This window comes from Mucilaginibacter aureus, from assembly GCF_053514885.1.
This window is the reverse complement of record NZ_CP170601.1, coordinates 1,003,983-1,019,161: the sequence shown is the minus strand read 5'-3', so window position 1 is coordinate 1,019,161 and position 15,179 is coordinate 1,003,983. Positions and strand designations below refer to the sequence as shown.

Annotated in this window: 10 protein-coding genes; 7 read left to right on the top strand and 3 right to left on the bottom strand. The window is 44.3% G+C overall.

Annotated features, from left to right (window positions below; genetic code table 11):
* Positions 1-31 precede the first annotated feature (31 nt).
* Entirely contained in the window at positions 32-1,327 is a 1,296-nt protein-coding gene (locus ACFGVR_RS04280; protein ID WP_448701384.1) for a glycosyl hydrolase family 8, read from the bottom strand.
* A 165-nt stretch (positions 1,328-1,492) separates the two neighbouring features.
* Here ACFGVR_RS04280 and ACFGVR_RS04275 point away from each other — a divergent pair, with 165 nt between their 5' ends.
* Positions 1,493-3,649: an alpha-glucuronidase family glycosyl hydrolase gene (locus ACFGVR_RS04275; RefSeq protein ID WP_448701383.1), complete on the top strand. Its 2,157-nt coding sequence runs from the start codon at positions 1,493-1,495 to the stop codon at positions 3,647-3,649.
* A gap of 40 nt (positions 3,650-3,689) precedes the next feature.
* Here the strand turns inward: ACFGVR_RS04275 and ACFGVR_RS04270 are convergent, their stop codons facing one another.
* Positions 3,690-3,986 (bottom strand): hypothetical protein, encoded by a 297-nt coding sequence (locus ACFGVR_RS04270; RefSeq protein WP_448701381.1) that lies wholly within the window; start codon positions 3,984-3,986, stop codon positions 3,690-3,692.
* Between the two features lie 159 nt (positions 3,987-4,145).
* Between ACFGVR_RS04270 and ACFGVR_RS04265 the strand changes: the two genes are divergently transcribed.
* From ACFGVR_RS04265 to ACFGVR_RS04240, 6 genes are all read left to right on the top strand, one after another.
* Positions 4,146-5,063, top strand: a complete 918-nt coding sequence (locus ACFGVR_RS04265; protein ID WP_448701380.1) for an NADP-dependent oxidoreductase — start codon at positions 4,146-4,148, stop codon at positions 5,061-5,063.
* 386 nt (positions 5,064-5,449) lie between these two features.
* Positions 5,450-6,175 (top strand): ImuA family protein, encoded by a 726-nt coding sequence (locus ACFGVR_RS04260; protein ID WP_448701379.1) that lies wholly within the window; start codon positions 5,450-5,452, stop codon positions 6,173-6,175.
* A 4-nt stretch (positions 6,176-6,179) separates the two neighbouring features.
* Entirely contained in the window at positions 6,180-7,682 is a 1,503-nt protein-coding gene (locus ACFGVR_RS04255; protein ID WP_448701378.1) for a Y-family DNA polymerase, read from the top strand.
* Positions 7,679-10,858: an error-prone DNA polymerase gene (locus ACFGVR_RS04250; RefSeq protein ID WP_448701377.1), complete on the top strand. Its 3,180-nt coding sequence runs from the start codon at positions 7,679-7,681 to the stop codon at positions 10,856-10,858. The genes ACFGVR_RS04255 and ACFGVR_RS04250 overlap by 4 nt, the downstream gene beginning before the upstream one ends.
* Positions 10,859-11,410: 552 nt before the next feature.
* Entirely contained in the window at positions 11,411-11,656 is a 246-nt protein-coding gene (locus ACFGVR_RS04245) for a hypothetical protein (RefSeq protein ID WP_448701376.1), read from the top strand.
* A 546-nt stretch (positions 11,657-12,202) separates the two neighbouring features.
* Complete coding sequence (locus ACFGVR_RS04240) at positions 12,203-14,236, top strand: right-handed parallel beta-helix repeat-containing protein (RefSeq protein WP_448701375.1); 2,034 nt, start codon at positions 12,203-12,205, stop codon at positions 14,234-14,236.
* A gap of 3 nt (positions 14,237-14,239) precedes the next feature.
* Here ACFGVR_RS04240 and ACFGVR_RS04235 read toward each other — a convergent pair whose 3' ends face one another.
* Positions 14,240-15,061: a WecB/TagA/CpsF family glycosyltransferase gene (locus tag ACFGVR_RS04235; RefSeq protein ID WP_448701374.1), complete on the bottom strand. Its 822-nt coding sequence runs from the start codon at positions 15,059-15,061 to the stop codon at positions 14,240-14,242.
* Between the last annotated feature and the right edge of the window lie 118 nt (positions 15,062-15,179).

Here is a 15,179-nt window from a genome sequence, read left to right as displayed (position 1 = left end):
GGGTGCGATTTCAATAACTGGAGTTTATAAATCATTTAGGCGCATATATCCTGTAATTTCCGCTGCAATGCAGCAGGCTCATCAGGTATAACAGCCCATCATAATAACGCTCTACTAAAACTTGCGGAATAGGCGCGTTCCATAACGCATCGGTAAATTCGTTGGCAACAGGTTGGGTGGCGGCAAGGCTCGCTACCGCGTTTGTCGCGAGCAAACCACTTGCGTGCCGGGAATCGAGCATGGTTTGCCCATCGAGGGTATATTGGCAGCCGTATTGAACCATCCCTTTAGATGCAAAAAAGCTCTGGATGCGGTCGCTCAAAACGCGCTCCTGCGGTGCTTTGCCAAACCATAGCCAGTCGACCGACCAATTGCTTGCCGTTCGCCAGGAATCAAAAGAAAAATCCTGTGAATGGCCGCCCCTGCGTGAGGTATGTGGCTTTCCATCAAAGTTTGCATAATCGGGTGCAAGCCCTGTTACGGCATTGGTGGACTTAACAAAAAATGCCCGGCTGGTATCGGCTGCAGCCTGCCAGAATGGGCGATCTTCGACAGGCCCCCATCTGGCCCATAACTCGTAAAAATGAGGGAGATGATAAGACGGATCTGAGAAGTTGTTACGGTCGATTCCTGGAACAAAACAGATCATTTTATGCGCTTCATTCACCATTGGCCCTATGCTTCGCTGGCCAAATTTTGTCATCCCGGTTTTAACTGGATGGTGACGCATTGCAGTCAAGATACGATCGGCCCATTGATGGTAGTTATAGATGCCGGTGCCATTGCCCCAACGACCGGATGCAAAGTATAACGCGGTTACAAAATACTCTTCACCGTCGGGAGCCGGGGTTTCTTCGTTGGCCTGGCCATTTCTTTTTAACGACCAGGAGAAATATCCCTCCGAAGGATGATCTTTGGAAGAGATGTACATATAAGTCATGGCATAGTTCCATAACGCGTCAAAAACAGCCTTTTTATTTAACTGGACTGCGATCATCATGCCGTACGACATGCCTTCGGTACGGATATCGTTATGGGGCACATCACTGATATAAGCCAGTTCGCCTTGCTCATTTCGCCCGGCGGGGAAATAAATGGCCTGTGTTTCCGGATCGCCAAAGAAAAGCTGTTGGTATGCCTTCTCAATTTTTTTCGTGATCTCTTTGTCGGTATGACCCCGTTCTTTAAACAGGTTACGGTATTTACCCGATGCAAAAGCACCATTGCCATTGTTGTACACCTGACTATAAGACCGGTATATCATGCAGCAGCAAAACACGGCTACGAGTAAAGAGAGTTTTTTATAGCTGATCATATTAAAATCCATTTCATTAAATCCAAAATGAGCTTATCAGATTACAGTTTAGATAATTGGCTTTGTATATTGAGGAGATTTTCCTGATAAAGATAATAAAGCTTAGTATATTTACAATCGATTGCATAACCTAAATTGAGCAATTAACAGCCGCTTATTATTTTTAATACCCGTTTTATGAAATTACGTTTATTAATCGTACTCACTGTGCTTTTGCATAGCCAATTTTTGAAGGCAGAAAATGGATATGACCTTTGGTTGCGGTACAGGCCTGTGGTGGATGCCGGTTTAAAAACTCAATATCAGCGTGGATTAACCCATTTTTTCTTCCCGGCGGGTTCGGATCGTTTAGCTGTTGCTAAAAACGAATTGATGATAGGTTTGGCAGGCCTTATCGCCACAAAACCACAAGCGGCACCTATCGCGCAAAGCGGATTAGTGGTCGCGACGATCGATAAAATAGGTTCATTTAAAAAAACTATTCCGGATCGTGAGGCAGAACAAATTGGAGCGGAGGGGTATATCATCAAAACGGTTAACCAAACAGGCCGTTCAACGGTGATCGTAACCGCAAAAACCGATCTGGGCATTTTATACGGCACATTTCGCTTATTAAGATTATTGCAAACAGGAAAATCTATATCTGCTTTAAACATTATCGAATATCCCAAAACGATGTATCGCGTACTTGATCACTGGGATAATATTGTACGCACGGTTGAGCGCGGGTATGCTGGTTTCTCGATCTGGAACTGGCATAAACTGCCGGGCTATATTGACCCGCGTTACCTGGACTATGCACGTGCCAATGCCTCGGTGGGGATAAATGGCTCAGTATTAAATAACGTAAATGCCAATATCCAGATGCTGACGCCTGCCTACCTGGCCAAGGTAAAGGCTTTGGCCGATGCTTTTCGTCCGTACGGCATCAAGGTATATCTTTCAGTAAAATTTAGCAGCCCTGTTGAATTAGGCGGGTTAAAAACTGCAGACCCGCTGAATGCCGATGTGCAAAAATGGTGGCATGATAAGGCAGATGAAATATATCAATATATACCCGATTTTGGCGGGTTTTTGGTGAAGGCAAATTCGGAGGGGCAACCCGGCCCGCAAACCTACGGGCGCAGCCACTCGGACGGCGCCAATATGCTGGCCGATGCTTTGGCGCCGCACCATGGTATTGTGATGTGGCGTGCGTTTGTTTATGATGATAAGGTACCCGATGATCGCGCAAAGCAGGCTTATAATGAATTTAAACCGCTGGACGGGAAATTTAAGAATAACGTCATCATCCAGGTAAAAAACGGGCCGATAGATTTTCAGCCACGTGAGCCTTTCCACCCGTTATTTGGCGCTCTGCCTAATACCCCGACGATGTTGGAGGTGCAGCTTACACAGGAGTACCTTGGCTTTTCGACCCACCTGGTTTACGAGGCTCCCTTATTTAAAGAATGCCTCAACGCCGATACCTATGCACAAGGCAAAAATAGCACCGTAGCGCGGGTATTGGAAGGTAAATATAACCCTAATCTCATTACCGGCATGGCCGGCGTTGCCAACATAGGCACCGATATCAACTGGTGCGGCCACCCTTTTGCGCAGGCTAACTGGTATTGTTTTGGCCGGCTGGCATGGGACCCCGAACAAACTGCTTCGGATATTGCTGATGATTGGCTGCGCATGACGTTTACCAATGACAGTCGCTTTATTGACCCGATGAAGCGTGAAATGCTGCAATCGCGCGAAAACACGGTAAATTATATGACCCCATTGGGCCTGCACCACATTATGGGCGCCAATGCCCATTACGGCCCCGGTCCCTGGACGGATAACCTGGGCAGGGCCGACTGGACCGCGGTGTATTATCATAAAGCAGATAGCCTTGGTGTTGGGTTTGACAGGACCCGCACCGGAAGCAATGCTTTGGGCCAATATTCGCCGGAAGTACGGGCGTATTTTGAAGACCTGAAAACATGCCCCGATGAATATCTGCTCTGGTTTCATCACCTGGCATGGAACTATAAAATGCGATCGGGAAAAACACTTTGGGAAGAGATGGTGCACCATTATTACATGGGGGCCGATTCGGTAAAACATATGCAACAGGTTTGGGGCTCGCTTGAGCCCTACGTGGACCATGAACGTTTTATCGAAGTTAAGCAACTAATGGCTATTCAATACGAGGAAGCCGTGCGTTGGAGAGATGCCTGTGTGCTTTATTTTCAAACTTTTTCGAAACAGCCTATACCTGCGGGCTACGTTAAGCCCGAGCACGACCTGGCTTATTATCGCGCGTTGCGGTTTCCAAACCTACCTGGGCAGGGCGTTAACTGATTTCAGTAATTATGCTGATACCGTAAAGGATATCTCTTTATCATCGCGAGCTGTAAGCAAGATAATTGGGATATGGCTTACTGATATCGCTTACGATGAGCTGTGGATGACCCGACAGAGCTTTTTGCCAGCCTTCTTTGCCATTAGCAGCTTCTAAAATATGGTAATGGGCTTGTAAGCTATCTTTAAGATTGAAACGAAACTCTTCATTATCCTCGACCAGTAAAAGTGTAGCAAGCCCCTGATCCTGCACCCATCCATGGGAACGGCATGGAAAAGATTGTTGAAAGCCTTTGGATGAAAATCTGAAGACTTTTTTGATGGAATATTTTGTCAACTTTTATCTCTCCATAGTGGGGATCTTGTGGTCTATAGAGAGCGATTTTTTGGATAGTTAAATGATAAATTCTAACTTTAAAAACTAAAAACGGTAGTTTACGGTAAGGTCATTCCATTAAGTGGAGTGTTTGCTAATGAACAAAAAAGGAGGTTTGTTATGAAAGCAATCGTTGTAACAGATAAGGCTGCTGGAACAGCCGGGATGAAACTTGTGGAGCGGCCTGAGCCACAAGCAGCGATTAACGACGTTATTGTTCAGGTTTATGCGTCGAGTATCACAGGGGATGAACTATCCTGGCCGTCGACCTGGACAGATCGCGCCGGTAATGACCGTACGCCGTCTATCCCCGGCCACGAACTGGCCGGAGTGGTCACCGCACTGGGTTATGGCACAACAGGACTGTCTGTGGGACAGCGGGTATTTGGCCTTACGGACTGGTATCGCAACGGCACCCTGGCAGAATATGTGGCCGTCGAGGCACGCAACCTCGCGCCACTGCCGGGCGATGTTGACTTTACGGAGGGTGCTGCTCTCGTAATGTCAGGCTTGACCGCTTGGCAAGGACTGTTTGACCACGGCCGCCTTCGGGCGGGGCAAAGCGTAATTGTACATGGTGCGGCTGGCATAGTCGGTTCGATGGCGGTTCAGCTCGCACGTGAGGCCGGTGCGTACGTCATTGGCACCGGGCGTGGTTCTGCCCGTCAGTCGGCGCTCGGTTTCGGCGCACAAGAGTTCATTGACCTTGATAAAGATGCCTTGGAAGATGTCGGCCAAGTCGATCTGGTTTTTGATGTCCTTGGCGGCGACATCGCGAAACGGTCAGCGGGCTTGATTCGTGCTGGAGGAACGCTGGTGACCGTTACCGGTGCGAGTGAGGCGCGGCCGACCGGGGGACTGGTTAATGATTTTGTAGTGGAAGCAGATCGCGCCCAGTTGGGAGAAATCGTCCGGAGGTTCCGGGAGGGGCGTCTGAGAACGAATATTGGCAACATCGTTAAACTTGACGACGCTGTTGCTGCCTTCAATCCAACCAATCGGGTCAAGGGGAAGACGATCATCCACGTTGGTCCGTAAGGATTCTGGAACGGCCTTTGGCCTCCCATAGATGGGTATATGGATATTAGCCTATGATCGGTACGATCACCGCACCATATTTATTTCTCCAAACCCGCCGCACAATGCAAATCACCTATAAAAGAGTTCGGGTTTTGTAGTCTAAGGACCACCGATACGCAGTTTCTATATACAGGAACTGCGTTTTTTTGTTTGATGGCTAACGCAATAGGTAAAGTCGTAGTGAACTAGATGGTGCGCGAATGAGTCGGAATGACACGAATGATTTGCCTCTGACCTAAATAAGTGTTGTGCATCATCAAAACAAAGCGAAAACTTTTTTGTAATTATTTATACAAAATGCTAAAAATATTAGCATATCTTTATGCTCCCCAATTTGAAAGTATATGTACGATGCCAAAAAGCAGATCATCAATCAGTTGCAAGAACAGATTTTGCTTTTGCAGGGGTTTAAAGCGCCGGTAGATACCTGTGAAAAGATCGGTTTAGGAGCTGTTGAGGGTGCATTCCCAAACGGTGTTTTTCCATTAGGGGCGATACACGAGTTTTTAAATGCCGGGCAGGAACATGCGGCAGCCTCGGGTGGATTTATTGCAGGTTTGCTGACTACCTTAATGCAAAATGGCGGCGCATGTTTGTGGATCAGCGCATCGCGTACGCTTTTCCCGCCGGCCTTAAAAACTTTTGGCGTTGAACCTGATCGCATTATTTTTATTGATCTGAAACGCGAACGGGATGTGTTATGGGCAATGGAAGAAGCGCTGAAATGCGAGGGCCTTGCAGCGGTTATCGGCGAATTACGTGAAATAACGTTTGCACAATCGCGTAGGTTACAATTAGCTGTTGAGAAAAGCAAAGTAACAGGTTTTGTACTTCGTACCGATATGCGCAAGCTTACTTCTACAACCTGTGTGGCCCGATGGAAGATCAGTCCGTTACCAAGCGAATTGGAGCATGGTATGCCAGGTGTCGGTTTCCCGCGATGGAATGTTGAGTTATTAAAAGTGCGCAACGGCAATCCGGGGATATTTCAACTGGAGTGGTCGGCAGGCGGTTTTGTGCCGGTCAGAAAGCATGTAAATATAGCACAGCAAAGCAGAAAGGTAGGATGAGGAGATGCAAAAACGCTTTGTTACGATATGGTTCCGGCATTTATTGACCGACTGGTTAACTATCAAACGGCCGGCCCTTCAACAGGAAGCGATCGTTTTTGCTGTTAAGGATCACAGCAGGTTGATTATTACAGCAACCAATAAACTGGCAGAAGAACAAGGGATAAGCTGCGGCATGGCCGTAGCCGATGCAAAAGCGATTGTTCCTGATGTGCAGGTGATCGATGAGATACCCGGAAAGGCTGCCAAACTATTAAAAGCATTGGGTGAGTGGTGCATCCGTTATACGCCCATTATTGCTGTAGATCTGCCGGATGGTTTGATACTGGATGTAAGTGGCTGTACGCATTTGTGGGGCGGCGAGAGACAGTACCTGAAAGAAATAGTTACCCGGCTACGAAGCAAAGGCTATGATGTCCGTGCGGCTATGGCCGATACCGTAGGTGCAGCATGGGCCGTTACCCGTTTCGGGCAAATAACACCGATCATTGAAAGCAACGGGCACACTGCGGCATTGTTAACATTGCCATCCGCAGCGCTACGCCTTGAACCGGCAACTTTGCAACGCTTACAAAAATTGGGCTTAACCAGTATTAAGAGTTTTATCAATATGCCCCGTTCGGTTTTACGCAGACGTTTTGGCGAGCCGTTTCTGTTGAGATTAAGGCAGGCTTTAGGTTTAGAGGATGAACCTATTACGCCATTACGCCCCATTCAACCATACGAAGAGCGGTTGCCGTGTTTGGAACCGATCTGCACGGCAACAGGTATTGAAATAGCCATTACTAAACTATTGGAGATGCTATGCCAGCGGTTAAAGCAGGAAGGCAAAGGTTTGCGTACTGCCATACTGAAATGTTACCGTATTGATGGTAAAACTATATCGGTAGATATAGGCACTAACCGGGCAACATATCATATACCTCATCTTTTTAAACTATTTGAACTCAAAATAAATACCATTGAACCGGCTTTAGGGATAGAGTTGTTTACCCTCGAAGCTCCCAAAGTTGAAGATGTAGACCCGGTACAGGAGGCGTTATGGGCCGGCAAACCCGGTTTGGAGGATTTGAATATTGCAGAACTGCTCGACCGTTTGGCCGGCAAAGTTGGAGCCGATGCGATACACAGGTATTTACCCGATGAACATTACTGGCCCGAACGATCTGTTAGGCTTGCGCCCTCTCTCCAGGAAAAACCCACTACAAACTGGCGTATTGATAAACCGCGGCCGACACAGCTTTTGCCTTGGCCGGAAAAGATTGAAGTAACCGCACCCATACCCGATTACCCGCCCATGCTGTTTATTTACAAGGGTAAAACACATAAAATAAAAAAGGCCGATGGCCCTGAGCGTATCGAGCGCGAATGGTGGCTGGATGCCGGAGAGCACCGCGATTATTATTATGTAGAAGATGAAAACGGGCAGCGCTATTGGTTGTTCAGGGCAGGGCACTACCAGGAGCACACCAACCAGCAATGGTTTATTCACGGTTATTTTGCATGAAATACACAGAACTACAGGTAACCAGCAACTTTAGCTTTCTGCGTGGAGCATCGCACCCTGATGAATTAGTGGAGCAGGCAGCAGCGTATGGTTATACCAAAATTGCCGTTACTGACCGGAACTCATTAGCGGGCATAGTCCGTGCACATGTGGCTGCCAAAGCAAAAGACATCGGGTTTATTCCGGCTTGCAGGCTTGATTTATTGGATGGCCCAAGCTTGTTAGCTTACCCTACAGACACACAAACATACAGCAGGCTATCGGCCCTGTTAACCACAGGCAATTTGAGAGCCGAAAAAGGAGATTGTCATTTATATCGTGCTGATGTATATGCCCATGCTAAGGGTATCAAATTTGTTGTTGTTCCACCGGCGACACTAAATACGTTATTTGATTTTGAAGCGTCTTTTAAAGACGATTTAAAGGAATATCGTGAGGCATTAGGCAACGACCTCTATATCGCGGCAAGCCGGTCTTATACCGGCGATGATGCCAAAAAACTTTACCGCTTATCGCAATTGGGTGTACCAATGGTAGCGACTAATGATGTGTATTATCATCATCCTGAGCGGCGACAGTTACAGGATATATTAACCTGTGTACGCGAAAAATGCACCATCCAGAATGCAGGTTTTAGGTTATACCAAAACGCAGAGCGGCATTTAAAATCAATTGATGAAATGCACCGCCTGTTTCGTCAATATCCGGATGCGCTGCATAATACCGAAGTTATAGCCGAAGCCTGTAATTTCTCGCTCGATAGCCTGAAATATGTTTATCCGAAGGAGTTAACGCCAAGTGGCCGTACCACGCAGGAAGAATTAGTTTACCTGACATGGAAAGGTGCGAAAGAACTTTTTGGTGATCATATCCCTGAAAAGATAAAAGTTCAAATTGAAGAAGAACTGGCCTTTATGGAAAAGAAGGATTACGCTTCTTATTTCCTGACGGTTTACGATTATGTGCGTTTTGCACGTGATCAGAACATTTTATGCCAGGGCCGGGGGTCGGCAGCTAACTCGGTAGTTTGTTATTGTTTGGGGATCACCTCGGTCGATCCTACCAAATTCAAGCTACTTTTTGCCCGCTTTATGTCGGATGCGCGCGACGAACCGCCTGACATCGACGTAGATTTTGAGCACGAGCGCCGTGAGGAAGTAATGCAATACATCTACAACAAATATGGGCGCGACAGGGCGGCTATTGTAGCTACAGTTACCCAATTACACCATAAAGGTGCAATTAAAGATGTCGGGAAAGCTATGGGCCTGTCTGTTGATACGATAAATCAATTATCAGGTACGGCATGGGATTTTGATGAGATCAAATTACCTGAAGATCCGCACTTACGTAAAACTTTAGAGTTAACTGCGCAAATGATGGGCTTTCCCCGTCAGCTTGGTCAGCACACCGGCGGGTTTGTAATTACCGAGGGAAAACTATCAGACCTTTGCCCGATCATGAACGCCCGTATGGAAGATCGTACCTGCATCGAGTGGAATAAGGATGATATAGATGCTTTGGGTTTTTTAAAGGTTGATGTACTGGCGCTGGGTATGCTCACCTGCATCCGTAAAGCTTTTGACCTGGCTAAAAAGCACTATGATCTTAACCTCACTTTAGCCAACATACCGCAGGACGACCCGGTTGTTTATGATATGATAAGCCATGCCGATACCATCGGAGTATTTCAGATAGAAAGCCGGGCGCAAATGTCGATGTTACCACGATTAAAGCCACAATGCTTTTATAATCTGGTGATCGAAGTGGCTATCGTAAGGCCGGGGCCGATACAGGGTGATATGGTGCATCCATACCTGCGCAGGCGCGACGGTATCGATCCGATTGAATACCCGTCTAAAGAGTTGGAAGAAATATTGGGGCGTACTTTAGGCGTACCGCTATTCCAGGAACAGGCAATGGAGATTGCCATTGTTGCCGCTGGTTATACCCCAGCCGAAGCGGACGAATTAAGGCGCAGCATGGCTACTTTTAAAGCGCAGGGGCAGGTTAGCAAACATAAAATGAAGTTGGTAGAGGGGATGGTGAAAAACGGATACGAACGCACCTTTGCAGAACGGGTGTTTAAACAGTTGGAAGGTTTTGGCAGCTACGGTTTCCCCGAGAGCCATGCAGTAAGCTTTGCACTATTGGTTTATGTTTCCTGTTGGCTTAAATGCTATTATCCCGATGTATTTGCTACAGCGATACTCAATAGCTTACCAATGGGGTTTTACCAGCCAGCGCAGTTGGTTATTGATGCCCGTAAGCATGGCGTTGTGGTGCGCGAGGTTGATATTAACTACTCGTTTTGGGATAATGTTATGGAAGAAAAGGGTGGCAAATACCATGCTATCCGGCTCGGCTTCCGGCATATAAAAGGTGTTAGCGATGAGGATGTACAAGGTTTGGTGAATTCCCGTCTAAAAAGCTATGTCACCATTCCCGAATTATTGAGTGCGGGTGTATCATTAGCCACATTAGAAAAACTGGCCGATGCAGATGCTTTTCGTTCAATCGGTATTGACCGTCGACAAGCTCTTTGGGAAGTATCGGCATTGGCTGACAGCCCGGTTGCCTTATTTGAAGGCCAGCCTTCTGAAAGTGCGATTGAAACACAAGTCACCCTACCATTGATGACACCATCCGAGCATGTGGTACAGGATTATGCAGCTACTTCCTTATCCATTAAAGCGCACCCGGTTAGTTTTGTGCGCGAGAAACTAAACTTGCTACGCGTTAGCTCAACTGCCGATCTGAATGATGTTAAACACGGCGATATGATAAAAGTGGCCGGATTGGTATTGGTTCGGCAAAGGCCCGGCACAGCTAAGGGTGTTGTTTTTATTACCATTGAGGACGAATTCGGTGTATCAAACCTGGTTGTGTTCCAAAAGCTGTTCGACAAATACCGTAAAGAGATCGTACAATCAAAGCTGTTAATGGTTGAGGGTAAGTTAGAGCGGGAAGGCGAGGTTGTACACGTTATTGTGCAGCGATGTTTTAACCTGAATGGTTTATTGAGCGGCCTAACTGCTGCAAACAACATCGATCTGCCGATATTGAGCTTGGCCCGTGCCGATGAAACTACAGCGCCGGTTGCCAACGAACGGAATACCCCTCGGGATAAAGTACCTGCAAAGGATGTGTTTTATAAGGGGAGGAATTTTAGATAAATCGACAATTGGGGTACAGAAAATTTTACCCATTGTACTTATACAACGTTTTTTACACGTTTAAGCTTATAGAACATGAAAATAAATAGTCTGAGAAGTCCGAAACTATTCAAAAGTTAAGCCTGACTCGTTTATTAAGTTTAAATATCACAAAAAACTTCTTTGGATAAACTTTCAATCATTGTCAAACCCTCAAAAAGTTCGACATTTCGCACGTTCTTTAGAGCACGAAGATGCTGTACATTCGCTTGCTAAATGCTTTAAAGTAAGCGATTGTGCTATGGCGATAAGATTATCAAACATGGGTATGCTCGAATACGGAATGTTTTAATCAACTGAATTAAGTTCGAGTGCTACTTTAGCTCAGGTGTGTTTAACACTATGATATTTTTACTGTGATATTTCGATAAAATAACCAGTGTTTCCTTTAATGCAATTTTATTATTTATTAGTATTATAAGAAAACTTATTGAGGAAGTATTTCATATAAATTCGTAGTATTGTAATTAGAACTTGTTACTACTAAATTACAATTGTTATAAATTACTTAAAATGAGCGCGCTTTCGGGTAAAATTGACGGTCAAAAAATGCGGGAGTTAGCCGAATTGATGAAAAATATCATCCCTGGTTGTGGATTTGCATTGATTGCTTTTGATACTGAAAGCAGTGATGGTTTTGTTAATTATATTTCGAATGTGGAAGATGACTTCATGATCAAAACCTTACAATCGCAATTAGACGCATTGAAAAAAGGTAAAACGTTCTCAACCCCAGAGCGTGCGGATACAGAAAAGTAATTAATCTCTCAAAATAAAACTGTGCCAAAAATAATCGGACAGCAGTTAATCTTTATAAAAATTCTCATTTAAATTTATTTTATTAACTGTTAATTGTTTAACGGGGAATGGCTTTTCCAAAATAGATTAAATATTAACGTTTGTTTATCACTGTATTACCTCTAAATTTATATAGATCGTAGGTCCGTGAGACCTTCATCCAGCGAAGTCGCCCAAAGGAAATTTAATTAATCAATGATTAACCAAATTTGCGGCTCATTTATTGCAAAAGTTAAATTTGTATACCTATTAGAACAAAAAGTTTTTTTATAGGACATTTTTTTGATCTTTATCTAAACATTCTTTCTATATTTATCGTACAAGTAGAATATCACACTCCCGCCGAGAGTAATTAGCTATCAAGGTGTGTGATCTCTTTAAATGTGATACCTGTTATTAGTTTTTGACTATTGATTGATATAAAAATCTATAATACGATACATAACGATGAAATACACAGCTGGTTACAGATCGATTAATAGCAATAAATATTTATTGCTCGTATTTATGTTTGCTTTTACCGTCTTATCTCATCGTTCAATAGCCTCTACTTATTATTTTTCAGCATTATCCGGAAGCGATGATTACAGCAGTGAGCAGGCCCGTAACCCTGGTACTCCCTGGAAGAGTTTAAATAAACTGAACGCCTATTTTCATGAGCTTAACGTGGGTGATTCTGTACTTTTTAAAAGAGGTGAAACATTTTATGGTAGTATTATAGCAGCAAAATCGGGTGCGGTATTTGCTCCGATATACTTTGGGGCCTACGGCCAGGGCGTTAAACCCCAGATAACCGGATCCTCAAAACTTCCAAATTGGAAGCTTGTGCGGCCTGGCATTTACGAAAGTTTTTGTGATAAAAACGAAGGTAATTTAATTATAAACGGACTACAGGAGGCGGTTGGCCGCTACCCGAACTCGGGGTATTTGACGTACCAGTCGCATCATGATAACTCGTCAATTACAGATAATGAGCTGAGTGATATTGTGAACTGGACAAATGCCGATATCGTGATCAGAAAAAACAGGTGGACCATTGACAAGAGCGAAATAACCGGTCAATCGGCAGGTAATATTACATATGCGATTGGCAATAAAGCGATACCTACTGATGGATACGGTTACTTTATTCAAAACAGCGAGAGAACGCTCGATCAGTTTGGGGAATGGTTTTTTGACAAAAAGCGTAACGCGATAATGGTTTACCTGGGTAAACAAAACCCTGTTTCATTAAGCATCAACGTAAGTACAATAAAAAGCCTGGTTAATGTTACAAGGTACAATTATATCTCGTTTGAAGACCTGACTTTTACCGGATCCGGAGGTTCTGCATTTAATTTGGTGCAGGCCAAGAAGATCACGCTAAAAAACTGTAATATTGAAAATTCGGGCGCCGAGGCTGTTTTAGCATCATATTCGCCTTTTTTTAGCCTGCAAAACTGCAGCATTAACCATGCTTTAAGCGGTGGTGTTAATTTAGATATTGGTTGCATCAACTCCGAAATTATGGGCAGCACCATAAAAAACATCGGCTTGTACGCCGGGATGGGTAAAAGCGGATCGGGTACGTATGAGGGAATCACATCTTTTGGCGATAATACAAGAATCGAAAAAAACAGGATCGATAGTATCGGCTATAACGGCATTTATTTTGGCGGTAATTCGTCCATCGCGAAAAATAATTACATCACTTATTTTTGCCTGACCAAAGACGACGGCGCGGGTATATATATCGGCGACTGGTCTAAAACCATCCATAAGCGCGTAATCGGCAACATCATCGTTCACGGGGTTGGAAATGCGCAGGGTGGCGGATCAAACAAAAGCCTACAAGCTGAAGGTATTTATATTGACGACAATACAGAGAGTGTTTTTATTAGCAATAATACGGTATCGCTATGTGCCAACAATGGCATCAAAATCCATAATGCTAAGGACATCAATATCCAAAATAACATAGTGGTTAATAATGGTGTTCAGTTACGGTTAGAGCAAGACCATTATTTAGCTACAAGCACGTTGATCAGGAATAACCAAATCCATAAAAATACCTTTTTATCGTTGAGCGATCTACAGGCTACCGCTAAATTTACTACTCACCAGGATGATATTAACGCATTCGGAGAATTAGACAGTAATTTTTATTATCAACCCAAAAAAGAGCTGCCCGGCATTAAAACAACAGTTGTTAAAATGGGTAAGGGAAGCTCGCAGAATTTTGACCTGGCCAGGTGGAAATCGGTGTATGGAAAGGATGAGTTTTCGACAGAGCTACCTACTATGCGGTCTATATTTTTTGAATATAATGCTTCAAACGTCGTGAAAACGGTAAAACTAAATAAACACTACGTAGATGTTTATAACAATGATTACTATGGAAAAGTAGTATTGGAGCCATATGCCTCAATCGTGTTGGTTGAAAGCAACCAAAAACCATCCAAAACGGCAATAATAGTCGATATTAAATCGCGTTCAAGCTATCTTGCGGCAGCTATTTTACCAGGTAAAACAGCTATAAAAGGTCATCACGACATCAAATAGTGACTATCTTATCAAATTAGCACCACGTGGGTTTAACGCGTAAATACCCGCCTCTATACCTTTAAACAAAGTAAATTGCCTAAGTTTTTCTTTCACTACCAACCAAACAAACATAGGCCCAAAGTACAAGTACCTTCGCCATAACCGCTTAGGTTCGTGTATCAATCTGCCCAACCATTCGCAGCCAAACTTTATCCAGATCTTTCCCGGCCTTTCTATTGTGCCGGCATAAAAATCAAAAACAGCACCTACGGTACAAATTATTTTAGCCTGTAATTCATCTTTGTGTTTATAGGTCCACTTTTCCTGCTTGGGCGCCGTCATGCCTACAAATAGCACATCGGGTTTAAATGCATTCACTTCGTCGATCATGCGTTTATTATCGTCGTCGCTAAATTCGGGCTTAAAGGGCGGTGAGTACGACCCGACTTTGATTTTAGGATAATCAACCGCCATTCTTTCGGTTATTATCTTCAATGTAGCATTGGAGGCGCCAAGGTAAAAGCAGCTTCCCGATCTTTCGTTCAGCTTTTGCAGCAAGTGGTCGTGAAGATCTGCGCCGGCTATTTTTTTCATTTTTTCGCCGGTAAGTAATCTCGCAGCTAATACCACCCCGATCCCGTCGGGGAGCAATACGTCGGATTTTATTAACGCCTCTTTAAAATCACTGTCTTCGTTGGCTATGCAATACGAATATTGGTTGATGGTGTTAACCAGTATCGAGGATTTATCAGGCAGCTCGTTTAAGGTATGGTTAAATAGTCTGTATTCAGAAAAGTTTTCTTCCGGTATCGTTTGTATAATGGCAGGTACAATCTGTTTCATTTTAAATTAATAGTTCTAATTAAAAATATTAGATCGCCACCGGTCCTCTAAAATTAAAAGTGTAGTTGCGGTTTTTTGGTAATTAATTTTATTATCAATCAGAATTAATAATTTTCTA